Origin of the sequence: Pseudomonas sp. NFACC39-1, assembly GCF_900110355.1 — a bacterium.
Classification (GTDB): domain Bacteria; phylum Pseudomonadota; class Gammaproteobacteria; order Pseudomonadales; family Pseudomonadaceae; genus Aquipseudomonas; species Aquipseudomonas tehranensis.
The window spans coordinates 173,820-195,130 of sequence record NZ_FODL01000006.1 but is presented as its reverse complement, the minus strand read 5'-3'; the positions used below and the strand labels follow the sequence as shown (position 1 = coordinate 195,130).

17 protein-coding genes are annotated in these 21,311 nt (G+C 61.1%); 8 read left to right on the top strand and 9 right to left on the bottom strand.

What is annotated here, in order from left to right:
- Positions 1-16 precede the first annotated feature (16 nt).
- The 4 genes from BMY45_RS15045 to BMY45_RS15030 form a co-directional block, all read right to left on the bottom strand.
- Positions 17-994 (bottom strand): TRAP transporter substrate-binding protein, encoded by a 978-nt coding sequence (locus BMY45_RS15045; protein WP_092398903.1) that lies wholly within the window; start codon positions 992-994, stop codon positions 17-19.
- Between the two features lie 55 nt (positions 995-1,049).
- Positions 1,050-1,955 (bottom strand): SMP-30/gluconolactonase/LRE family protein, encoded by a 906-nt coding sequence (locus tag BMY45_RS15040; protein WP_092398901.1) that lies wholly within the window; start codon positions 1,953-1,955, stop codon positions 1,050-1,052.
- Positions 1,956-1,998: 43 nt separating this feature from the next.
- A complete protein-coding gene (locus BMY45_RS15035; protein ID WP_092398899.1) occupies positions 1,999-2,820 on the bottom strand; it encodes an NAD-dependent epimerase/dehydratase family protein in 822 nt (273 codons plus the stop codon).
- A gap of 190 nt (positions 2,821-3,010) precedes the next feature.
- Positions 3,011-4,198 (bottom strand): OprD family porin, encoded by a 1,188-nt coding sequence (locus tag BMY45_RS15030; RefSeq protein WP_371913957.1) that lies wholly within the window; start codon positions 4,196-4,198, stop codon positions 3,011-3,013.
- A 600-nt stretch (positions 4,199-4,798) separates the two neighbouring features.
- Between BMY45_RS15030 and BMY45_RS15025 the strand changes: the two genes are divergently transcribed.
- Positions 4,799-5,419 carry a TetR/AcrR family transcriptional regulator gene (locus BMY45_RS15025; protein WP_092398895.1) on the top strand — a complete coding sequence of 207 codons (621 nt, stop codon included), beginning with the start codon at positions 4,799-4,801 and terminating at the stop codon, positions 5,417-5,419.
- Positions 5,420-5,561: 142 nt separating this feature from the next.
- Here the strand turns inward: BMY45_RS15025 and preA are convergent, their stop codons facing one another.
- The 3 genes from preA to hydA all read right to left on the bottom strand — a co-directional run bounded on the left by preA (position 5,562) and on the right by hydA (position 9,826).
- Entirely contained in the window at positions 5,562-6,836 is a 1,275-nt protein-coding gene (gene preA / locus BMY45_RS15020; RefSeq protein WP_092398893.1) for an NAD-dependent dihydropyrimidine dehydrogenase subunit PreA, read from the bottom strand.
- Positions 6,837-8,204 carry an NAD(P)-dependent oxidoreductase gene (locus BMY45_RS15015; RefSeq protein ID WP_092398891.1) on the bottom strand — a complete coding sequence of 456 codons (1,368 nt, stop codon included), beginning with the start codon at positions 8,202-8,204 and terminating at the stop codon, positions 6,837-6,839.
- Positions 8,205-8,386: 182 nt separating this feature from the next.
- On the bottom strand, positions 8,387-9,826 hold the full coding sequence (gene hydA, locus BMY45_RS15010) for a dihydropyrimidinase (RefSeq protein ID WP_092398889.1): 1,440 nt from the start codon (positions 9,824-9,826) through the stop codon (positions 8,387-8,389).
- A gap of 622 nt (positions 9,827-10,448) precedes the next feature.
- On the opposite strand from hydA, the gene BMY45_RS15005 reads away from it, so the two are divergent.
- From BMY45_RS15005 to BMY45_RS14990, 4 genes are all read left to right on the top strand, one after another.
- Complete coding sequence (locus BMY45_RS15005; protein ID WP_092398887.1) at positions 10,449-11,927, top strand: NCS1 family nucleobase:cation symporter-1; 1,479 nt, start codon at positions 10,449-10,451, stop codon at positions 11,925-11,927.
- Positions 11,928-12,078: 151 nt separating this feature from the next.
- Positions 12,079-13,362 carry a Zn-dependent hydrolase gene (locus BMY45_RS15000; protein WP_092398885.1) on the top strand — a complete coding sequence of 428 codons (1,284 nt, stop codon included), beginning with the start codon at positions 12,079-12,081 and terminating at the stop codon, positions 13,360-13,362.
- A gap of 107 nt (positions 13,363-13,469) precedes the next feature.
- On the top strand, positions 13,470-14,954 hold the full coding sequence (locus BMY45_RS14995; RefSeq protein WP_092398883.1) for a PAS domain S-box protein: 1,485 nt from the start codon (positions 13,470-13,472) through the stop codon (positions 14,952-14,954).
- A gap of 230 nt (positions 14,955-15,184) precedes the next feature.
- A complete protein-coding gene (locus BMY45_RS14990) occupies positions 15,185-15,433 on the top strand; it encodes a DUF1652 domain-containing protein (protein WP_092398881.1) in 249 nt (82 codons plus the stop codon).
- A 197-nt stretch (positions 15,434-15,630) separates the two neighbouring features.
- On the opposite strand, the gene BMY45_RS14985 is transcribed toward BMY45_RS14990, so the two are convergent.
- Both BMY45_RS14985 and BMY45_RS14980 read right to left on the bottom strand, forming a co-directional pair.
- Positions 15,631-17,016, bottom strand: a complete 1,386-nt coding sequence (locus BMY45_RS14985) for a sensor histidine kinase (RefSeq protein WP_092398879.1) — start codon at positions 17,014-17,016, stop codon at positions 15,631-15,633.
- Positions 16,994-17,677 carry a response regulator transcription factor gene (locus tag BMY45_RS14980; RefSeq protein WP_047230191.1) on the bottom strand — a complete coding sequence of 228 codons (684 nt, stop codon included), beginning with the start codon at positions 17,675-17,677 and terminating at the stop codon, positions 16,994-16,996. Before BMY45_RS14980 ends, BMY45_RS14985 begins: the two co-directional genes overlap by 23 nt.
- A 280-nt stretch (positions 17,678-17,957) precedes the next feature.
- On the opposite strand from BMY45_RS14980, the gene hcnA reads away from it, so the two are divergent.
- Genes hcnA through hcnC form a run of 3 tightly spaced genes read left to right on the top strand, consistent with a single transcriptional unit; the run spans position 17,958 to position 20,969 of the window.
- Complete coding sequence (hcnA, locus tag BMY45_RS14970; RefSeq protein ID WP_177193357.1) at positions 17,958-18,281, top strand: cyanide-forming glycine dehydrogenase subunit HcnA; 324 nt, start codon at positions 17,958-17,960, stop codon at positions 18,279-18,281.
- Positions 18,278-19,687, top strand: a complete 1,410-nt coding sequence (gene hcnB, locus BMY45_RS14965) for a cyanide-forming glycine dehydrogenase subunit HcnB (RefSeq protein WP_092398873.1) — start codon at positions 18,278-18,280, stop codon at positions 19,685-19,687. The genes hcnA and hcnB overlap by 4 nt, the downstream gene beginning before the upstream one ends.
- Entirely contained in the window at positions 19,680-20,969 is a 1,290-nt protein-coding gene (gene hcnC, locus BMY45_RS14960; protein ID WP_092398871.1) for a cyanide-forming glycine dehydrogenase subunit HcnC, read from the top strand. Before hcnB ends, hcnC begins: the two co-directional genes overlap by 8 nt.
- Positions 20,970-21,311: the final 342 nt, after the last annotated feature.

The window sequence follows — 21,311 nt, the reverse complement described above, 5'->3', positions numbered from 1 at the left end:
TACAGATTGAGAGGTGTTACTGAACGGCTTCGATACGCTTGATCAGATCGGCGTACGGCGCACCGTATTTGGCCCGGATCGGCGCGGTAGCGTCATAGAAGGGTTTCTTGTCGACCGTGATGAATTCAACGCCGGCGGCTTTGAGTTTCTCTTCACTGGCGAGGGTCTTCTTGTCCCATAGCACGCGCTCGTCCAGCTGAGATTGCTTGGCGGCTTTTTTCACCAGGGCTTGCTGCTCGGGGCTGAGTTTTTCCCAGGTGAACTTGGACATCACCACCGGCTCCGGCAGGATCAGGTGACCGGTCAGGCTGTAGTACTTGGCGTTCTGGTAGTGGTTGTGCTCAAGCATGGTCGGCGGGTTGTTTTCCGCGCCGTCGATCACACCGGTCTGCAGCGCGCTGAAGATTTCACCGGTATCCATCGCAATCCCGTTACCGCCCATGGCGTTGAGGGTCTCGATGAACATCGGGTTGCCCATCACGCGAATCTTCATGCCCTTCATGTCTTCAGGCTTGTGCACCGGCTTCTTGGTGTAGAGGTTGCGAGTACCGCCGTCCATCCAGGCCAGGGCGACCAGGTTGAATTCGGAATTGGTGATCTTGTCGAGGATCTCCTGGCCGACTTCACCGTCGATGACTTTGCGCATGTGCGCCTGATCGCGGAAGACGAATGGCATGTTGAACACGTTCACGTCCGGCACCACCGGGCCAACGATACCCAGGCTGACGCGGGCCATTTGTACGGCACCGACCTGAAGCTGCTCGACCACTTCCTTCTCCGAGCCCAACACGCCGCCGGAGTACATTTTGAAGGTGAACGGGTCTTTATCGCCTTTGCTCTCCTCGACCAGCGTCTTGCCGAGGATTTTTTCCGCTTCTACGGTTGGATAGCCATCGGGATGGATATCGGCAAACTTGATCTCAAGCGCCTGTGCCGCCTGCGCAAGGAAGGCCAGGGGGAGGGCGGCGATCAGAAGCGTACGTTTGAAATTCATGGTCAATCTCCAGTGTTGTTGTTTTTATGTCTATCGAATGAAGCGGTGGTGCAGATCAGTTGGCGGCGTGCTTCGCTCCTGCGAAAGTCGGTTCGGCAAGGCCCTTGACGCCGGGGTTGAGGGCAAACACGCCCCCGGCCAGCGATTGCGGATCGGTGTCGTCGCCAGGGCGGATCGAAGTGACGAACAGGGTGTCCAGACGGCTGCCGCCAAAGGCGCACATCGTCGGTTTCTTCACCGGCACGGCCAAAGAGCGGTCCAGGCGGCCATCCGGGGTGAAGCGATGGATGAGACCGGCGTCGTTGGCGCAGATCCAATAGCAACCTTCAGCGTCCACCGCCGCGCCGTCCGGGCGTCCGGCCAGGGGCATCATGTCGACGAACAGCCGCCGGTTGGAGGGCGTGCCACTGTCGATGTCGTAGTCGAAAGCCCAGATCTGCTGGACCAGCGGATGTGAGTCAGAGAGGTACATCGTGCGTCCGTCCGGGCTGAAGCCCAGGCCGTTGGGCACGATGAACCCGCCCAGTTGCGCCGCGACCGGGTTGCGCTGCCCGCCATCGAAGCGGTACATCCGGCCGACGTCGGCATTGGCGCCCATGTTCAGCACCATGCTGCCGGCCCAGAAACGGCCCTGGCGGTCGCAACGGCCATCATTGAGGCGCATGTCGCTGCGGTCGTGCTCGACACTGGCGCACAATTCGCTGTCCAGGCTGCCGTCATCAAAGGGGTGCAGGCGAAAGAAACCGCTCTCCATGCCGGCGATCCAACCCCCGTCCTGGTGACGGGCGATACAGGCGAGCATCTCGGGCGTTTCCCAGCCCTTGAGTTGCCCGGTCCCGGCGTTCCAGCACTGCAGGCCACCGCTGGGAATGTCTACCCAGTACAGAGCGTTTTCCTCGGGGACCCATACCGGGCTCTCACCGACAGCGTTGCGTGCATCGACAATCAATTCGGCTTGCATGGTGATTCCTTGGTTCGTGCGTATCCCATGAAAAACAGGCCAATCAGTTGTCGAACGGGCCGGCTGCGACAAAGGCGCCGCCTTGGTAGATCCTGGCCGGGTCATCGGCGGCCGGCATCGGCTGTGCTTCGACCTTGGCACGGAAGACTTCGGAGCTGTCCTTGGGCTGGTAGCCCAGGTGCGCGGCCTGGCTGTTGTCCCACCAGACGTCGCGGTTGGCGGACATGCCATACACCACGGTGTGGCCGACTTTCGGGGTATAGAGCGAGCATTCGATCAGTTGAGTGAGGTCGTCGAAGCTCAGCCAGGTGCTCATCATCCGGCGGTTCTGCGGTTCGGGGAACGACGAGCCGATGCGGATGCTCACGGTTTCGATGCCGTAGCGATCGAAGTAGAAACTGGCCATGTCTTCGCCGTAGGACTTGGACAAGCCGTAGTAGCCATCCGGACGGCGAGGGGAAAGGGCGTCGAGGGTTTCGTCCTGTTTGTAGAAGCCGATGACGTGGTTTGAGCTGGCGAAGATCACCCGCTTGACGCCATGCTTGCGGGCGGCTTCATAGATGTGGAACACGCCGCTGATGTTGGCGCCGAGGATTTCTTCGAACGGACGCTCTACCGAAACACCGCCAAAATGCAAAATGGCATCGACGCCTTCCACCAACTGATGCACCGCCTGTTTATCAGACAGGTCGCACGGCACCACTTCTTCACTTTCATCAATGGCCGGGGCCATGTTGGCGATGTCCGACAGGCGAATGTGGCGGGCGAAAGGCTTGAGGCGTTCGCGCAAGACTTTGCCCAAGCCGCCGGCGGCGCCGGTCAGCAGTAGACGATTGAAGGGCTGGCGAATGTGTGTCGTAGTCATGAAATTACCTGAGCAAACGGTGAGAGGTATCAGTTGTTATAAGTTGTCGTACGACCGAGAGGGAATATCCTTATCCTACCGCTACCTTGTCAACGTTTGATCGACGAATCGCTCTACCACGGCGTCCCTGCCTTTGGCGGTTGCGTCGCCAGGGTCCTTTTGAACAGCAACCATGGCGACGGATCCCGGCTTAAAGTAGCGAGATCGGGTAGCTGACGATCAAGCGGTTCTCATCGAACTCAGTGGTGCTGAAGTCCCGGCGCATCGTCGAGTTCCGCCATCTCACATTGAGGCTCTTCAACGCACCGCTCTGTACGGTGTAGGCCAGTTCGCTTTCGCGGCCCCATTCCTTACCATCGGTGATGGTGCCGGTGTGCACGTTGTCACCGCTGATGTAGCGGTTCATCAGGGTCAGGCCCGGTACACCGACGGCGGCGAAGTTGAAGTCGTGGCGCACTTGCCAGGATTTTTCCTGGGCGTTGTCGTAGCTGGAGTTGTAGCTGTCGTTGGCCAGGGTGCCGCCGCTGGTGCCGTTGACGCGCATCCAGCCGTCGTCGCCGCTGAGCTTTTGCAGGCCGACGTAGAAGGTGTTGCCACCGTATTTGGCCGAGAGCATGGCGAAGGCGGTTTTGTTGTCCAGGTCGCCCGCCAGGGCACTGCCTTCTTCCTTGCCGATGAAGTAGCCGAGGTTGGCGCCCAGGGTCCAGTCCCCGATGGGCTGGCTGTGGGTCAGGTTGAAATATTTTTGCTGGTAGATGTCCGACAGTTCGGCGTACCAGACGCCGACTTGAGTGCGCTTGTCGTTGAAGGCGTATTCGCCGCCGCCGAAGTTGAAGCGATCGGAGAGGAACGCACCACGACCGTTCATGGACATGTCTTCCATGCTCGCGTCGTTGCGCATGCTGTTGGCGCGGAACTGGCCGCCGTAGAGGCTCAAGCCGTTGATCTCGGTGGAGGTGACCTGACCGCCACGGAACGTCTGCGGCAGGGAGCGGCCGTCGTCAGCGCGCAGGATCGGCAGCACCGGCATCCATTCGCCGACCTTCAGTTCGGTTTTCGACACCTTGGCCTTGAGCGCGACGCCCAGGCGACCGAAGTCATCGGCCGGGTGACCGCCATCGTGGACCGGCAGCAAACCGGTATTGGCAGTGCCACGGCCGCCATCGAGCTTGACCGAGTACATGCCCAGCACGTCCATGCCGAAGCCAACCGTGCCCTGGGTAAACCCGGACTTGGCATCGAGAATGAAGCTCTGGGTCCATTCCTCGGCTTTGCCTTGGGCGTTATCCGGGTTGGTGAAGTTGCGGTTGATGTAGAAGTTGCGCAGGTTGAGATTGACCTTGGCGTCATCGACGAAACCTTCGGCGCTGGCGGTCATTGGCAAGAACAGGGCCAGGCTGCTGCAACTGATCAGCCCCAGGGCATGCCGGGAGTTGAAAAGGGTACGACGGGTTGGGTGACCGGGTGAAAAACGGACAGGTGTGCTCACTATGACGCTCCCTACTTTTTTGTTGTTTTTATTTGTCATACGTCGTCGTACAACATGGGGCGGATTATTTGGGCGTCGTTCCTCGTTGTCAACTGGCCATTATCGGAATTGTCACTGTCCTTGCGCGTGAAGATGGGACATTACGTTGGTTCCAGGGGCGATAAGGGTGGCTGTGGAAGCTTCGGCCCCAGCAATCCACGGGGGCTCAGAATAGCTGCGCCTGCTCTTAGTTGTGCGATGACTGGTCTAAGACCTTAGTCGAATGCTGGCGATTGGAAGGCTTAACGGGGTTCTTGTGGCGAGGGAGCTTGCTCCCGCTGGACTGCGAAGCAGGCCCAGGTTCTTTGTTTCAGCACAAAATCTTGGGGCGGCTTCGCCACCCAGCGGGAGCAAGCTCCCTCGCCACGAAAGCTTTCCCACAAGCGGCGCCGGTGTTTTCAAAAGTGGGTGAATGCTAGTCTTGACCAACGCTGTCGCCAGGGAGCCCTCATGGGCAATCACAAGATCGAGATTCGTCGCAGTAACGTCGAGAAAATCCTGCTGGCCGCCGAGAAGGTCTTTGCCGAAAAGGGCTTCGGCGGCACCGCCATGGCCGACATCGCCGCCGAGGTGCAACTGCCCCGATCCAACCTGCATTACTACTTCAGCACCAAGAGCGAACTGTACAGCGCCGTGCTGTTCGATCTGCTGGAGGTCTGGAAGCAGGACGCCTTGTGCTTCGAGATGTTCGATGACCCACGGGTGGTGCTCAGCAGTTACATCCGCGCCAAGATGAACCACTCCCGCAGTCGGCCCTACGGCTCGAAGGTCTGGGCCAACGAGGTAATACACGGCGCTCCGACATTGGGCCAGGCGCTGGACGCCAGCCTCTATGACTGGGCCAAGATGAAAGAGGCAAAAATCCGCCAGTGGGTGGAGGACAAACGCATCCTTCCCGTAGAGCCTTCAAGCCTGCTCTACATGATCTGGGCCTCGACCCAGCACTACGCCGACTTCGACCACCAGATCAACATCCTCAATGATCACCAGCCCCTGTCCGATATGCAGTTCGAACGGGCAGTGCAGACGGTGACCAGTGTGATTTTGCGGGGGATTGGGTTGGAGCCCTGAGATCTGGGTTGAGGCTGATGGCCCCTTCGCGAGCAAGCCCGCTCCCACAGTGGAATTCTGGCGTACACAAAATCTGTGAACGACACGACCCAGTGTGGGAGCGAGCCTGCTCGCGATGGCGCCAGTCCAGACACCTCAACCTTCAAGCGGTCACATGATAGGGATTACGCGGATCATGGTTCCAGTCCAAAAACGGCTTGCCCGTTTCCACCGTCACCATCTCGATGCAATCCTGCACCGGACAGGTAATCTGGCAGAGGTTGCAGCCCACGCACTCTTCATCAATCACTTCATATTTGTGCGTCCCGTCCGCTTGCTTGAGGCTGGCGATGGCCTGGTGGGAGGTGTCTTCACAAGCGATGTGGCAGCGACCGCAACCGATGCAGGCCTCTTGGTCGATCTTCGCGATGACCTGATAGTTGATGTCCAGGTACTTCCAGTCGGTGGTGTTGCCCACCGCGCGACCGGAAAATGCCTGCAGGTTGGCGTGGCCGTGATCGTCCATCCAACGTGACAGACCGTCCTTCATCTCTTCGACAATCCGAAAACCGTGGAGCATCGCCGCCGTGCAAACTTGCACGGCGCCACTGCCCAGGGCGATGAATTCCGCCGCGTCGCGCCAACTGCCGATGCCGCCGATGCCGCAAATCGGCAAGCCCTGAGTCTGCGGATCGCGAGCGATTTCGGCGACCATGTTCAGGGCGATCGGCTTGACCGCCGAGCCGCAATAACCGCCGTGGGTGCTCTGACTGCCGACGATGGGCAGGGCGACCATGCGGTCCAGGTCGACGCTGGTGATGGAGTTGATGGTGTTGATCAACGACACTGCATCGGCGCCGCCCCGATGGGCCGCGCGGGCAGCGACGCGGATGTCGGTTATGTTGGGCGTGAGCTTGACGATCACCGGCAGCGAGCAATAGGTCTTGCACCAGCGTGTGACTTGCTCGACGTACTCCGGCACCTGGCCAACGGCCGCACCCATGCCGCGTTCCGGCATGCCGTGGGGGCAGCCGAAGTTCAGCTCGATCCCATCGGCACCCGTGGCCTCCACCAGAGGCAGGATGCGTTTCCAGGACTCTTCCACGCACGGCACCATCAACGACACGATCAGCGCCCGGTCCGGCCAGTCCTTTTTCACCTGGGTGATTTCCCGCAGGTTGATCTCCAGCGAACGGTCGGTGATCAGCTCAATGTTATTGATGCCCAGCACCTCGCGATTGGCGCCGAAGTGGGCGGAGTAACGCGACGACACGTTCACGGCTGCCGGGTCCTCTCCAAGAGTTTTCCAGACCACGCCACCCCAACCGGCCTCGAAGGCGCGGACCACGTTGTAGGCCTTGTCGGTCGGCGGCGCGGAGGCCAGCCAGAACGGATTGGGGGCTTTGATGCCAGCGAAGACAATCGACAGATCGGCCATTTACGCAGCCTCCACGTTGAGCATGAGTTGAGCGTTGATCGCCTCGGCGGCGAGCTTGCCGTGCTGCACCGCCTGCACCGTCAGGTCCTGGTCCAGGCTGGTGCAGTCACCGCCGGCATACACGCCGGCAATGCTGGTGCGCAAATGCTCGTCCACCAGGATCCGTCCATCCTGGCGTTTGAGTTCCCGAGCGAGCGGGTCCGCCAGTGCGTGGTCGTCGAAGGCCTGACCGATGGCTTTGAAAATCCCGTCGGCGGGCAGTTCGAAGGTTTCGGTGCCGATGACCAACCGCCCGTTCTCCAGATGGGTGCGGGAGAAACGCATGCCCCGCACATTCCCGGCCTCGTCCAGCAGCACCTGTTGCGGCTGGGCCCAGGTCAGCAGGCGCACCTGATTGGATTTGGCGATGTCTTGTTCATGGACGGTGGCGCCCATGTCCTCAAGGCCGCGCCGGTACACCAGGCTGACGTCCCGGGCGCCGAGACGGGCCATCTGCACGGCCATGTCGATGGCGGTGTTGCCGGCGCCGAGAACGATGCAGCGCTCGGCCAGCGGCAATTGGCTGAGGTCGTCGGCCTGACGCAACTCGCGGATGTACTCGGTGGCGGCCAGCAGCCCCGGCGCCTGTTCATCGCTCAGGCCCAGTTGTTTGCTGGCGGCCAGGCCAAGGCCGAGGAACACGGCGTCGAATTGCTGGTGCAAGTCACTCAAGCTGAGGTTTTCGCCAAGCTTTTGGCCGTGGCGGATTTCGATGCCGCCGATGCCCAGCAGAAAGTCCAGTTCGCGCTGGGCATAATCGTCCACCAGCTTGTATTTGGCGATTCCGTATTCGTTGAGGCCGCCGGCCTTTTCCCGGGCTTCGAACACCACCACGTCATGGCCGTGCATCGCGCTGCGGTGAGCACAGGACAACCCTGCGGGCCCCGCGCCGACCACGGCAATGCGCTTGCCGGTGGCGGCGGCACGTTTGAACGGGTGCTCGCTGAAGTGGGCGTTGTCCACGGCGTAGCGTTGCAACAGGCCGATCAGTACCGGCGCGCATTCGTGGGCGTTGTTGCGCACACAGGCTTGCTGGCAAAGGATCTCCGTGGGGCAGACCCGGGCGCAACTGCCGCCGAGGATATTGGCCGAGAGAATCTTTTGCGCGGCGCCCTGGACGTTGTCCTGATGGATGTTGCGGATGAACGAAGGGATGTCGATCTCGCTCGGACAGGCGTTCACGCACGGCGCGTCGTAGCAGTACAGGCAGCGGGAGGCTTCCAGGTGGGCCTGGCGCGCGTTGAGCGGCGGCGCCAGGTCGCTGAAGCGCGCGGCGAGGGCGGTCGGGTCTTCCTGGGAATGGGGGAGGTGACTCAAGGGCTGGATCATGGAATTGGCCTCACGGTGTTTGAGGTGCTGCCTCTGGTGGGCAGTGTTTTTTTCGTTGCCTGGACTGACGCCTTCGCGAGCAAGCCCGCTCCCACAAGGGATTTGCTGCGCACCACACATCTGCGTCTATCCCAGATCCGATGTGGGAGCGGGCTTGCTCGCGAAGGCCGAAGGCCTGGGTTTCAGCGTTTAACCGCAGTTGGCCGGTGCAATTCAGCCCGCTTGCTCAACAAATCGAACACCGCCGGATACGCCGGTCGTTCGATGTAGCGCCCCGCCCCGCGTTCGGCCCGCAGGTCACCGTCGACCCAGACCAGTCGGCCCTGGCTGATGGTGTGGCTGGGCACGCCGCGTACGGTCTTGCCTTCGAAGATGTTGAAGTCCACCTGCTGATGGTGAGTCTTGGCCGAAATCGTGCGGCTGCCTTGCGGGTCCCAGAGCACCAGGTCGGCGTCGGCACCGACGCGAATGGCCCCTTTGCGCGGGTAAAGGTTGAAGATCTTCGCCGTGTTGGTGGAGGTCAGGGCGACGAAATCATGCATCGACAATTTGCCGCTGTTGACCCCTTCATCCCAGAGCACCGCCATACGGTCTTCGATACCGGCGGTGCCGTTGGGAATTTTGCTGAAGTCTTCGCGGCCGGCGGCTTTTTGCTCGGCGCAGAAACAGCAATGGTCGGTGGCGGTGGTGTGCAGGTTGCCCGACTGCAAGCCATGCCAGAGCGCCTCTTGGTGTCCGCGAGGGCGGAAGGGCGGGCTCATCACGTAACCGGCGGCGGTCTGCCAGTCGGGGTGGCGATAAACGCTATCGTCCAGCAGCAGATGCCCGGCCAGTACTTCACCGTAAACCGGCTGGCCCTGGCTGCGGGCATAGGTGATTTCATCCAGGGCTTCTTTGGTCGACACATGCACCAGGTACAGCGGCGTGCCCAGGGTTTGGGCAATACGGATGGCCCGGCTCGCGGCTTCACCTTCCACTTGCGATGGCCGCGACAGCGGATGGGCTTCGGGACCGGTAATGCCCTGGGCCAGCAACTTGCGCTGCAGGTGATCAACCAGCTCGCCGTTCTCGGCATGCACCGTGGGCACGGCGCCCAGTTCCAGGCACCGCTCGAAGCTCGCCACCAAGGTGTCGTCGGCCGCCATGATCGCGTTCTTGTAGGCCATGAAGTGCTTGAAGCTGTTGACCCCGTGCTGGCTGACCAGCTCGGCCATCTCTTCACGAACCTGTTCACTCCACCAGGTGATCGCCACGTGAAAACCGTAGTCACTGGCGCTTTTTTCCGCCCAGCCGCGCCACTGGTGGAAGGCCTCCATCAGCGACTGCTGGGGATTGGGGATGACAAAGTCGATGATCGACGTTGTGCCTCCCGCCAGGCCTGCCGCCGTGCCACTGAAAAAGTCTTCGCTGGCGACGGTGCCCATGAACGGCAATTGCATATGAGTATGCGGGTCGATGCCGCCCGGCATCAGGTATTGGCCGCTGCCATCGAGTACCTCGGCATCGGCGGGCGCATCCAGGTTTTCACCAATGGCTTTGATCACACCCTCGGCACACAACACATCGGCGCGATAACGTTCATCATGGGTTATTACGGTGGCGCCACGGATCAACAAAGACATTCCGAGTTCCTCGCAGGCATGACCGACTGATGCCGGTTCTTTATGTTGTATAGATCATGATGGGGAAGTGATGAAGTCGTGCAGAGTTTTAATCCTGTCACAGTTGTCAGGATTAGAAGCTAGCTGGAGTTTAACGAATCGGCAAGATTATTTTTAATAGACTGTTTGAATGTTTAACTCATTGAAAAATATCAATTAAATCAATAATTCACCAAAATGGTGAGCTGCCTCACCATTTTGACGCACTTGACAGGTTCATTATTTGAGCGAGATTTATCATGCTAAATCAGCAGCTTGAAAGATGTGAAAGTGCGGTTTAGACGCTTCGCAATATTGTGAGGTGCACCACTTTGAATCTCGGGCTCGACAGAACGTGCAGGTCATCTAGCCTCAAGGGCACTGGCGCGCGGTGCGAGTGAACAATGAAATTAAATTAAAGCGTTAAAGATCAAAAAGTTGTCAGCGTTATTTCGTTCAACCGGTCAACCCGGCGCGGCAATCGGCACAGTTATTGAGTGCTGTCGCTGCCAGGCAGGGCCGCCGGTTGAACGCGCGCTTTACATGCAAGTACTCCGGCCATCGCCAGTCGATGAGCAAAAATAATGAAAACAGTGGAGCGGACATGACCAGATCAACAGTGACCGAGCGCGACGGGTTATTCGAGCTTGAGGCCGGCAGCGACGTGCTCGACAGCCCCCGTTACAACCATGACATCGCGCCAACCCAGGTGCATGAGCGAACCTGGAATAAATGGCACATCACCGCGTTATGGGTCGGCATGTCGATCTGTGTGCCGACCTACACCCTGGGCGGCGTGCTCACGGCTTATTTCGGACTGTCGGTGGGCGAAGCGCTGCTGGCCATCCTGTTCGCCAATATCATCGTGCTGATCCCCCTGACGCTGAATGCATTTGCCGGGACCAAATACGGCATCCCGTTTCCGGTGTTGTTGCGCTCGTCCTTCGGCGTCATTGGCTCCAACGTTCCCTGCCTGATCCGCGCATTGGTGGCGTGCGGCTGGTTCGGCATCCAGACGATGTTCGGCGGGTTGGCGATTCACCTGTTTCTCGGCTCGGTGTTCGAAGGCTGGAAGAGCCTGGGTGGCACCGGCGAAGTGATTGGTTTCATGGTGTTCTGGGTCCTGAACCTGTGGGTGGTGCTGCGCGGTGCCGAGTCGATCAAATGGCTGGAAACCCTGTCCGCGCCGCTGCTGGTGCTGGTGGGGGTTGGCCTGCTGATGTGGGCGTTGCCCAACGTCTCCCTGACCGAGCTGATGGCGGAGCCGGCCAAGCGGCCCGAAGGTGCCGGCGTGACCAGTTATTTCCTGGCGGGGCTCACGGCGATGGTGGGGTTCTGGGCCACGCTGTCACTGAACATTCCTGACTTCAGTCGTTATGCCAAGAGCCAGAAAGACCAGATCGTGGGGCAGATCATCGGCCTGCCGCTGACCATGTTCCTGTTCGCCGCCCTCGGCGTGGTCATGACGGCGGCCTCGGCGAAACTGGTGGGCGTGACCGTCTCTGACCCGGTGACCCTGATCGGGCACATTCAGAGCCCGCTGTGGGTGGCACTGGCCATGGTGCTGATCATCATCGCCACGCTCTCGACCAACACCGCCGCCAACATCGTTTCGCCGACCAACGACTTCCAGAACCTGGCGCCAAAACTGATCGGCCGTACCAAGGCGGTGATGCTGACCGGGCTAGTGGGGCTGGCGCTGATGGCCCACGAACTGCTGAAGAAACTCGGTCTGATCGTTTCCGAGGTCAGCCTTGAGTCGGTCTATTCCAACTGGCTGCTGGGCTATTCGAGCCTGCTGGGGCCGATTGCCGGGATCATGGTGGTGGACTATTTCCTGATCAAGAAGCAGCAACTGGACCTGGCCGGGCTGTACCGCGACGACGTCTACCCGGCCTGGAACTGGAACGGCTTCATCGCCTTTGGCGTACCCGTGGTGCTGACGCTGCTGTCCCTGGGCAGCGACGCGTTCAGTTGGTTCTACAGCTACGGCTGGTTCACCGGCTCGGCACTGGGCGGGGTGATTTACTACGGGTTGTGCAGTATGCGGGCGAGCCCGTCCATCGCTAAAACTGCGGTGTAAAGGAGGGCCCCATCGCGAGCAGGCTCGCTCCCACACTGGATTGGGGTGAATGCAAGTCTGTGTGCACAGCAGATCCCCTGTGGGAGCGAGCCTGCTCGCGATAGCGGCCTCAAGTACAACGAGAAAATGCCTGAAAAAACTGGAGATCCCCATGAACGCAGCCGTCGACGTTCTACAGTCCACCCAACAGCACATCAACCGCGACCGCTTGTGGCAGTCGCTCATGGACCTGGCGCAGCTTGGTGCCACGGTCAAGGGTGGGGTGTGCAGGCTGGCCCTGACCGACCTGGACCGTCAGGCCCGGGATTTGTTCGTGCAATGGACCGAGGCAGCCGGCTGCACCGTCAGCATTGACGCGGTGGGCAATATTTTTGCCCGTCGCCCGGGGCGCAATCCGAACCTGCCGCCGGTGATGACCGGCAGCCACATCGACACCCAGCCTACCGGCGGCAAGTTCGACGGATGCTTCGGTGTGCTGTCCGGCCTGGAAGTGCTGCGCACCCTCAATGACTTGAAGATAGAGACCGAAGCCCCGTTGGAGGTGGTGGTCTGGACCAACGAAGAAGGCTCGCGCTTCGCCCCGTGCATGATGGGCTCCGGCGTATTCGCCGAGAAGTTTACCCTCGAAGAAACCCTGGCCAAGACCGACGCCGAGGGTATTACCGTGGGCCAAGCGCTCAACGCCATCGGCTACGCCGGACCACGCCCGGTCAGCGGGCATCCGGTGGGGGCGTATTTCGAGGCGCACATCGAGCAGGGGCCGATCCTGGAGGACGAGCGCAAGACCATCGGTGTGGTGATGGGTGCACTGGGCCAGAAGTGGTTCGATCTGACCTTGCGGGGCGTCGAAGCCCACGCCGGCCCGACCCCGATGCACTTGCGCAAGGACGCCCTGGTGGGAGCCTCGATCATCGTCGGTGCCGTCAACCATGCCGCCCTTGGCCATCAACCCCACGCCTGCGGCACGGTTGGCTGCCTGCAAGCCTATCCCGGTTCGCGCAATGTCATCCCGGGCGAAGTGCGCATGACCCTGGATTTTCGTCACCTGGAGCCGGCGCGTCTGGATTCGATGATCGCCGAGGTCAGGCAAGTGATCGAGGACACCTGTCAGCAACACGGCCTGACATATGAATTGACCCCTACAGCCGACTTCCCGCCGCTGTACTTCGACAAGGGCTGTGTCGAAGCGGTCCGCGGTGCGGCCCAAGGGCTGGGCCTGTCCCATATGGACATCGTCAGCGGCGCCGGCCACGACGCGATCTTCCTCGCTGAACTGGGGCCGGCCGGGATGATCTTCGTGCCGTGCGAAGGCGGCATCAGCCACAACGAAATCGAAAACGCCGCCCCCGACGATCTTGCCGCTGGCTGCGCGGTATTGCTGCGGGCGATGTTGGCGGCCTCACAGGCGATTGCCGAGGGACGCATGGCGGCTTGAAAGATCAAAAGATCGCAGCCTCGTTGCACTCGACAGCTCCTACAGGGAACGTGTCATCGCCGTGGATGGTCGTAATTTCCATGCTCCTCTGACCACATGGAGACCCGATGAGCCAGGATGTCCCGACTACCGATACCAATCGTCGTCAACTGCTGCAAATCATCGCCGGGCTGTCTGATGGGGTGATGTTGATCGAAGTCGATCAGACCATCGCCTGGGCCAACGAAGCGGCGTTGACCATGCACGGGGTCACTGACCTCAACGAGCTGGGGGCCAACGCCGAGGAATACGTCCAGCGGTTCAATTTGCGTTATCGCAACAACCACCCGCTGACCGCGGACAACTACCCCATTGCTCGGGTCGCCCGTGGCGATGAGTTCAGCGATGTATTGGTGGAGGTCACGCCCGAGGCTGATCCGGACCGTACTTGGGTTCATCGGATTCGCAGCATGGTGCTGACCGATCGCAGCGGTGAGGCGGAATTGCTGGTGCTGATTCTCAGCGATGCCACCGAATGGGCGAGCGCCGAACAGCGTTTTGAAAAAACCTTCGGTGCCAACCCGGCGCCGGCGGTGATCTGCCGCCTCAGTGACTTGCGCTATATCAAGGTCAACCAGGGCTTTCTGGAAATGACCGGCTACAGCCGCGAGCAGGTGATCGGGCGTTCGGTGTATGAGCTGGACGTGCTCGAGGCGGCTGAGAAGCGCGATCTGGCCGTCGAACGGCTGGGCCAGGGCGCGACCATCCCGCAGATGCAGGCCGAGTTGAAATTACCCGGTGGCGGCAGCAAGCAGGTGATCGTCGCCGGCCAGCCGTTGGACCTGCATGACGAAGATTGCATGCTGTTTTCCTTCATGGACATGGAGCCGCGCCGCAAGGCCGAAACGGCGTTGCGCCAGAGTGAGGAGCGCTTTGCCAAATCGTTCCGCCTCACGCCCGTGCCAACCCTGGTGTGCAGCGCCGAACAGCAATTGCTGGAGATCAACGAAGCCTTTCTTCAGACCAGCGGTTATTCCAGTGAAGAGCTGCTGGGCAAAACCGTGGAGGAAATCGGCTTTCTCGACCCGGATGCCAGCGCCGCGCTGTTTGCCACGCTGGAAAAAACTGCAACCGTGTCCAGTGTCGACGTCAAGGTTCACAAAAAAGGCGGGGAACAGATCGACTGCGAGATGGCCGCCGATACTGTCGTCATTCAGGACAAACCGTGTTATTTGCTGGTGTTGATGAACATCACCGAACGCAAACGCTCAGAGCTGGAACTGGTGGCAGCCATTGAGGAGGTGATGAAAGATGCCTCCTGGTTCAGTCGGACCCTGATCGAAAAACTGGCCAATGTGAAGAGCATCAACGCCCAGTTGCCCAGCACTTCATTTACCGAGCTCACAGCCCGGGAGCGTGATGTTCTGGGGCTGATCTGCCAGGGCCTGGCCGACAAGGAAATCGCCGCGCGCTTGAAGCTGGCCCCTAACACCGTGCGCAATCACGTGGCGACGCTGTATTCCAAACTTGATGTTCACAGCCGCAGCGAGGCGATCGTCTGGGCTCGGGAACGCGGCCTGTTCGCCAATGAGTGGCGAATGAAGGCACCATGATAGCCAGTGCAAATGCACCGGGCGTGCTGGTGCAAATTCGGGTTTTGCCCGCGTCGTTGGCTCCTTAGGCTGTGAGGGTGCGGCATTCTCTGCGTAATGCCGCGTCCCCCACGAAGCAGTCAAGGAACACGCCACAATGAGCAGTGAACGAATCAATTGTGCAATCGCCAGGACGCTTGCCGGGCAACTGCCCGCCGGTCGCTCGCGGCTTCAGCGCTGAGGAGCAACGGATGACCCTACTGGCCCCCCTGCGCGCCCGACTCGAAGAAAGCTTCAAGCCACTGGCCTGCGAATGCAGCCTCAACGGCGATGGAACCCTTACCGTACGCCTGTATCACCGCGAAAGCGGGGAGGTGGATCTGGTGGTGAGCGGCATGAGCGTCGACAGCGTCCGCTCGGAAGAAAGCCTGGCAAAGCTGATCGATGAGTTGCGGTATGAGCTTGAAAACACCCCGCTGTATCGAAGTGATCCCGTCTGAATGATCCGCTGAACTGTGTAGCCGCTGCGTAGGAGCTACGTCGCAGCGGCTAGGAACTGGTAGGAGCTGGTAGGAGCTGGTAGGAGCTGTCGAGTGCAACGAGGCTGCGATCTTTTGATCTGCTCTTTCGCTTGCGATTCAATTGTCTGGGAAAAGATCGCAGCCTCGTTGCACTCGACAGCTCCTACGGCCGCTACCTACAGCAGCGTCGCCCGGCAATCGAGTGCCAGCCGCGCGCCGCCTTGCTCGCTGCTGCCCACTTCCAGCGTGAACCCGTGCAAATTGACAATCGCTGCGACGATCGACAGCCCCAGGCCAAAGCCGCTTTGTTGGCTGCTACCCTCGGCGCGGTAGAAGCGGCGAAACACAGCCTTGCGCTCCGCCTCGGGGATTCCGGGCCCGGAGTCGAGCACTTCGATGCGACTGCTGTCACCTTGATCAACACCCCGCAGGATCACTTCACCGCCCGGCGGGGTGAATTTGATCGAGTTGCTCAGCAGGTTGGACACGGCCTCGAACAGCAGTGCCCGGTCACCGTTGAGCAAGGGCAGGGCATCGGGCACTTCGAGGGTGAAGGTCAGTTCCCGCTCCTCGGCCAGCGGCAGATAAAAATCGTGCAGTTCCTGCAACAACTGCAACGGATCGAGGCGCACGAACCCTGAGCGTCGTTGCTGGTCTTCCAGCTCGGAAATCCGCAGTAACCCCCGAAACCTGGCCATCAGGGTGTCAGTCTCGGCAATCACCTGATCCATCTGTAACGCTTCGGGCGAGCCGTCCGGGGCTTGCTGCTGGATACGATAAAGCTGGGCACGCAGGCGAGTCAGCGGGGTGCGCAGGTCGTGGGCGATGTTGTCGCACACGCCCTTGACCTCGTTCATCAAGCGTTCGATGCGATCGAGCATGGCGTTGACGATCGCGGCCAGCATGTCCAGCTCATCGCGACGGCTCGACAGCGGCAGGCGATGGGTCAGGTCACCGGCCACGATGGCCTCGGCACTGGCCTGCAGTTTGCGGATGCGTTGCAACGGTCGTCGGCGCAACAGATGCCAGCCGGCAATGCCCGGCAGGATGGTCAGGGATACGCCCCAGAAAAGCGCGTGCAGAATGATGCGTGTCACCGCGAACAGCGAGCCGTTGTCCCGTGCCAGCACCAGCCAGCGTCCATCCTGGGTCCGGGTCGCCACCGCGTCGCAACTGTCGGATGGAATACCTGGATCTCTGGAGTCGACGCAGCCGCCGAGCATATGAATCTTGCCGTCCAGCGGCAGGTCGGCGGGGACACGCCGGATCGGTCCGCTCAAGTGGCGCAGTTGCGGATCGAACAGGCCGTAGGCGTCGACGCCGCGTTCATCCAGGGTCAGGCTGGCCAAGAGCGCATCCTCCAACTGATCGCCATGAATGCGCGCGAACAGGTGTTGGCGCTGCATCAGCGAGTGCTTGGCAAGGCTGTCAAGGTAGCCGAACACTTCGTAATACATCACTCCCATCAGGACCGCGCTCCAGAGCACGAACAGCGAACTGTACAGCGCCAGCAGACGACTGCTGGAGGAGCGCCAGCCCTTAGCGGGGTTCAGCAATGACATAGCCGGAACCTCGTACCGTGCGAATCAGCGGTTCCAGGCCCGGCGGGTCGATTTTCTTGCGCAGGCGGCCGATATGGACGTCGATCAGGTTGGTGCCGGGATCGAAGTGATAGCCCCAGACCTCTTCGAAAATCATCATGCGCGAGAGGATCTGGCCGCTGTTGCGCATCAGGAACTCCAGCAGTTTGTATTCGGTGGGCAGCAGGCTGAGCAGTTGCCCGTTGCGGCTGGCCTCGCGGCTGATCAGGTTGAGCTCCAGATCGGCCACCCGCAGTGCGGTTTCCGGCTCGCGGGCACCGTTGTTGCGCCGCAGCAGGACTTCGACCCGGGCGGCCATTTCGTCGGTGGCGAATGGCTTGGTCAGATAATCGTCGCCACCGGCCCGCAGGCCGCGCACCCGCTCGTCCACATCGGAGAGGGCGCTGATCATCAGGATCGGCGTGGCCACGCCCATGGTGCGCAACGTCGTCACAATCACCAGCCCGTCGAGTTCGGGCAGCATGCGGTCCAGGGTGATCAGGTCGTAATCACCGCTCACCGCCCGTTCCAGACCCTCGCGGCCGTTGTCGACCCAGTCGACATCCAGGCCGTTGCGGGTCAGTTCGGCGACGATTTCACGGGCGGTCACGGCGTCGTCTTCGATGGTCAAAATGCGGTTCATGGGCGGTACCGGGTGAGAAATTGGAGCCATTGCGCAGCATTCTGCCAAAAAATACCTGTCGGCTTTCTGAAAAAATGTTCATGCACGACGACAGCGGTATTCACTGGCCTGGATCAACACTTGGTCACAAATAATCCCTAACATAAATTCAGCGCGCACCATCATGCTGCGTCCGTTGCCCTGCTTTGGCGCGCTGTCGCTGATGGGCACTGACACGAACCGGTGATGGTGTGCCGCAAGGAGCCGAGACCTCACTGAACCTTCAAGGAAGAGCTGCATGATGCAACCTCAAGACCTTCTACGCCGAAAATTTGATATCCAGCCGCTGAAACAGGCCGACATGACGGTGCACCTTGACGGGCAGTCCGTCAGCGCGGCGCAAGGTGAAACCGTCCTCAGCGTCATCCAGTCCCTGGGCCAGCGCCAGGTAGCCCGCAACGATCACGACCAACTCAGTGGCGCATATTGCGGCATGGGCGTGTGCCAATGCTGCCTGGTCAAGATCGACGGCCGCCACAAGCGCCGCGCCTGCCAGACCCAAGTGCGTCCCGGCATGCAGATCGAAACCCGGGCCAATCGCATCGCCGAAAGGGAGGCCCCATGAACCTCCATCCGGTGATTGTCGGCGGCGGGCCGGCGGGTATGGCAGCGGCCATCGAGCTGGCCACCCACGGGGTGCGTTGCACCCTGCTCGAGGAAGCGCCGCGCCTGGGTGGCGTGGTCTACCGCGGGCCGCTGCGCGACGGGGTGAGCCTGGAATACCTGGGGCCGCGCTACAGCGAAGCCCTGAAGAAACTCCACGGTGAGTTCCAGCGCTACGCCGGGCTGATCGATGTGCGACTCAACCACCGCGTCATCGGCGCCGAAGGGTTCAAGGCGCTGATGCTGCTGAACGCCGATGAACAACTGCGCGAAGTCGCCTATTCCCACCTGGTGCTGGCGGCCGGTTGTCATGAACGCAGCGTGCCGTTCCCTGGCTGGACGTTGCCGGGGGTGATGCTGCTCGGTGGCCTGCAATTGCAGATCAAGAGCGGAGCGGTCAAACCGCCGGGGCCGGTGGTGATCACCGGTACAGGCCCGTTGCTACCGCTGGTGGCCTGTCAACTTCACGCTTCGGGCGTGGCCGTGGCGGGCGTCTATGAGGCTTGTGCCTTCGGCAAGATCGCCAGGGAAAGCCTGGCATTGCTGAACAAACCACAATTGTTCCTCGACGGCCTGAGCATGCTGGCTTATCTCAAACTGCATCGCATCCCCGTGCGTTATGGCTGGGGAGTGGTGCAGGCCAACGGCGAGGGCGAGCTGGACATCGTCACCGTCGCACCGTATTCCAGTACCTGGGAGCCTGACCTCGAACGAGCCGAGCAGGTCCCGGCCCAGACGCTGGCGGTTGGCTATGGTTTCATCCCGCGCACCCAATTGAGCCAGCAGATGGGCCTGGAGCATGGCTTCAGCGATGACGGTTATTTACGGGCGGTGTCCAATGCCTGGCAACAAAGTAGCGAGGCGCACATTCACCTGGCCGGCGACATGGGTGGTATTCGTGGCGGTGAAGCCGCCATGCTGAGCGGGCGCATGGCCGCGCTGTCGATCCTGGCGCAGGCCGGCGTGCTGGCTTCGTCCACGGCCCTGGAGTACCGCGACCGGTATCAAGCGCAACTGGAGCGGATCATTCGCTTTCGCGCCGCCGTGGATCGCTACACCCAACGCGGTGCCGGACAAACCGCTTTGCCGACCGCCGATACGGTCATTTGTCGCTGCGAACATGCGACCCGCGCCGACATCGACCGCGCCCTGGAGCAGGGCGTGCAGGAGATGGCCAGCCTGAAAATGCGCACCCGCGTGAGCATGGGCGATTGCCAGGGACGGATGTGCGTGGGCTATTGCAGTGATCGCCTGCGCCAGGCCACCGGGCGTGCCGATGTTGGCTGGCTGCGGCCACGTTTTCCCATCGACCCGATTCCCTTTTCAGCCTTTCAGAACGTTGGTCCGGAGGCCGTCCAGCATGACTGAGCATCCAGACCGCAAACACTATGACGTCGTCATCGCCGGCGGGGGCGTGATCGGTGCTTCCTGCGCCTATCAACTGTCCAAGCGCAAGCATCTGAAGATCGCCTTGATCGACGCCAAGCGCCCCGGCAACGCTACCCGCGCTTCGGCTGGCGGCCTGTGGGCCATCGGTGAATCCGTGGGCCTGGGTTGCGGGGTGATCTTCTTTCGGATGATGTCGGCCAACCGCAAGCGCCAGGCCCCGATAGCGGATCAGAACGCCGCCGTGGCGGTGGACGCCAGCACGCCGCACATCCTGCCCCAGTCGTTCTTCGATTTCGCCTTGCAGTCCAACGCGATGTATCCCCAACTGCACCGCGAGCTGATGGACAACCATGGCATGGACTTCAAGTTTGAGCAGACCGGGCTCAAGTTCGTGATCTACGACGACGAAGACCGTTTGTACGCCGAGCACATCGTCGCCTGCATTCCCCACTTGGCCGATCAGGTACGCTGGCTCGACCAGGCCGCCTTGCGCGAGGCTGAGCCGAATGTCAGCCACGAGGCCCGAGGGGCGCTGGAGTTCCTGTGCGACCATCAGGTCAGCCCGTTCCGGCTGGCCGACGCCTACACCGAGGGTGCCCGGCAGAACGGCGTCGATCTGTTCTTCAACACCAACGTGGCGCAGGTGCTTCGAGACGGGGCGCGGGTGACGGGGGTGAGAACAGCCGAAGCCGGGACGTTCAACTGCCGGACGCTGATCAATGCCGCCGGTGCCTGGGCTGCGGAGCTGAGCGAACAGGCCACGGGTGTGCGCATCCCGGTCAAGCCGGTCAAGGGGCAAATCCTGCTGACCGAGCGCATGCCGAAGATCCTCAACGGGTGCCTGACCACCAGCGACTGCTATGTCGCGCAAAAGGACAACGGCGAAATCCTCATAGGCAGTACCACCGAAGACAAAGGGTTCGACGTGACCACCACCTACCCGGAGATCGAGGGGCTGGTGCAGGGCGCGGTGCGGTGCATACCGCAGCTGGCCGACATCAACCTGAAACGCACCTGGGCCGGTTTGCGTCCCGGTTCACCCGATGAACTGCCGATCCTGGGGCCGATGCGCGGCGTGGAAGGCTACCTCAATGCCTGCGGGCACTTCCGCACCGGCATCCTGACCTCGGCCATCACCGGAGTGTTGCTGGACAAACTGGTGAACCACGAACCGCTGCCGCTGGACATCACGCCGTTCCTGGCGGATCGGTTTGAGGTGGCGCCGATGGCCGCAGGACCAAGGGAAGTGGTGCTGACTTGAAGCAATTCTTTGTGCCGAACACAAATTTTGCAATCCTCCAGCCCCAAACTGTGGGAGCGGGCTTGCTCGCGAAAGCGGTCTATCTGAGACGATGATGTTGAGTCTGCCGCCGTCTTCGCGAGCAAGCCCGCTCCCACATAGATCTGGGTGTGACCCTCACCCGGTGGTCACTCAGGGCCCACGGTGGGAGCGGGCTTGCTCGCGAAAGCGGTCTATCTGAGACGATGATGTTGAGTCTGCCGCCGTCTTCGCGAGCAAGCTCGCTCCCACATAGATCTGGGTGTGACCCTCACCCGGTGGTCACTCAGGGCCCACGGTGGGAGCGGGCTTGCTCGCGAAAGC

What these genes read in the sequence shown, in the direction of transcription:
- BMY45_RS15045 (WP_092398903.1), bottom strand. Translation starts at nt 994, where the DNA reads ATGAATTTCAAACGTACGCTTCTGATCGCCGCCCTCCCCCTGGCCTTC.
- BMY45_RS15040 (WP_092398901.1), bottom strand. Translation starts at nt 1,955, where the DNA reads ATGCAAGCCGAATTGATTGTCGATGCACGCAACGCTGTCGGTGAGAGC.
- BMY45_RS15035 (WP_092398899.1), bottom strand. Translation starts at nt 2,820, where the DNA reads ATGACTACGACACACATTCGCCAGCCCTTCAATCGTCTACTGCTGACC.
- BMY45_RS15030 (WP_371913957.1), bottom strand. Translation starts at nt 4,198, where the DNA reads ATGACCGCCAGCGCCGAAGGTTTCGTCGATGACGCCAAGGTCAATCTC.
- BMY45_RS15025 (WP_092398895.1), top strand. Translation starts at nt 4,799, where the DNA reads ATGGGCAATCACAAGATCGAGATTCGTCGCAGTAACGTCGAGAAAATC.
- preA (WP_092398893.1), bottom strand. Translation starts at nt 6,836, where the DNA reads ATGGCCGATCTGTCGATTGTCTTCGCTGGCATCAAAGCCCCCAATCCG.
- BMY45_RS15015 (WP_092398891.1), bottom strand. Translation starts at nt 8,204, where the DNA reads ATGATCCAGCCCTTGAGTCACCTCCCCCATTCCCAGGAAGACCCGACC.
- hydA (WP_092398889.1), bottom strand. Translation starts at nt 9,826, where the DNA reads ATGTCTTTGTTGATCCGTGGCGCCACCGTAATAACCCATGATGAACGT.
- BMY45_RS15005 (WP_092398887.1), top strand. Translation starts at nt 10,449, where the DNA reads ATGACCAGATCAACAGTGACCGAGCGCGACGGGTTATTCGAGCTTGAG.
- BMY45_RS15000 (WP_092398885.1), top strand. Translation starts at nt 12,079, where the DNA reads ATGAACGCAGCCGTCGACGTTCTACAGTCCACCCAACAGCACATCAAC.
- BMY45_RS14995 (WP_092398883.1), top strand. Translation starts at nt 13,470, where the DNA reads ATGAGCCAGGATGTCCCGACTACCGATACCAATCGTCGTCAACTGCTG.
- BMY45_RS14990 (WP_092398881.1), top strand. Translation starts at nt 15,185, where the DNA reads ATGACCCTACTGGCCCCCCTGCGCGCCCGACTCGAAGAAAGCTTCAAG.
- BMY45_RS14985 (WP_092398879.1), bottom strand. Translation starts at nt 17,016, where the DNA reads ATGTCATTGCTGAACCCCGCTAAGGGCTGGCGCTCCTCCAGCAGTCGT.
- BMY45_RS14980 (WP_047230191.1), bottom strand. Translation starts at nt 17,677, where the DNA reads ATGAACCGCATTTTGACCATCGAAGACGACGCCGTGACCGCCCGTGAA.
- hcnA (WP_177193357.1), top strand. Translation starts at nt 17,958, where the DNA reads ATGCAACCTCAAGACCTTCTACGCCGAAAATTTGATATCCAGCCGCTG.
- hcnB (WP_092398873.1), top strand. Translation starts at nt 18,278, where the DNA reads ATGAACCTCCATCCGGTGATTGTCGGCGGCGGGCCGGCGGGTATGGCA.
- hcnC (WP_092398871.1), top strand. Translation starts at nt 19,680, where the DNA reads ATGACTGAGCATCCAGACCGCAAACACTATGACGTCGTCATCGCCGGC.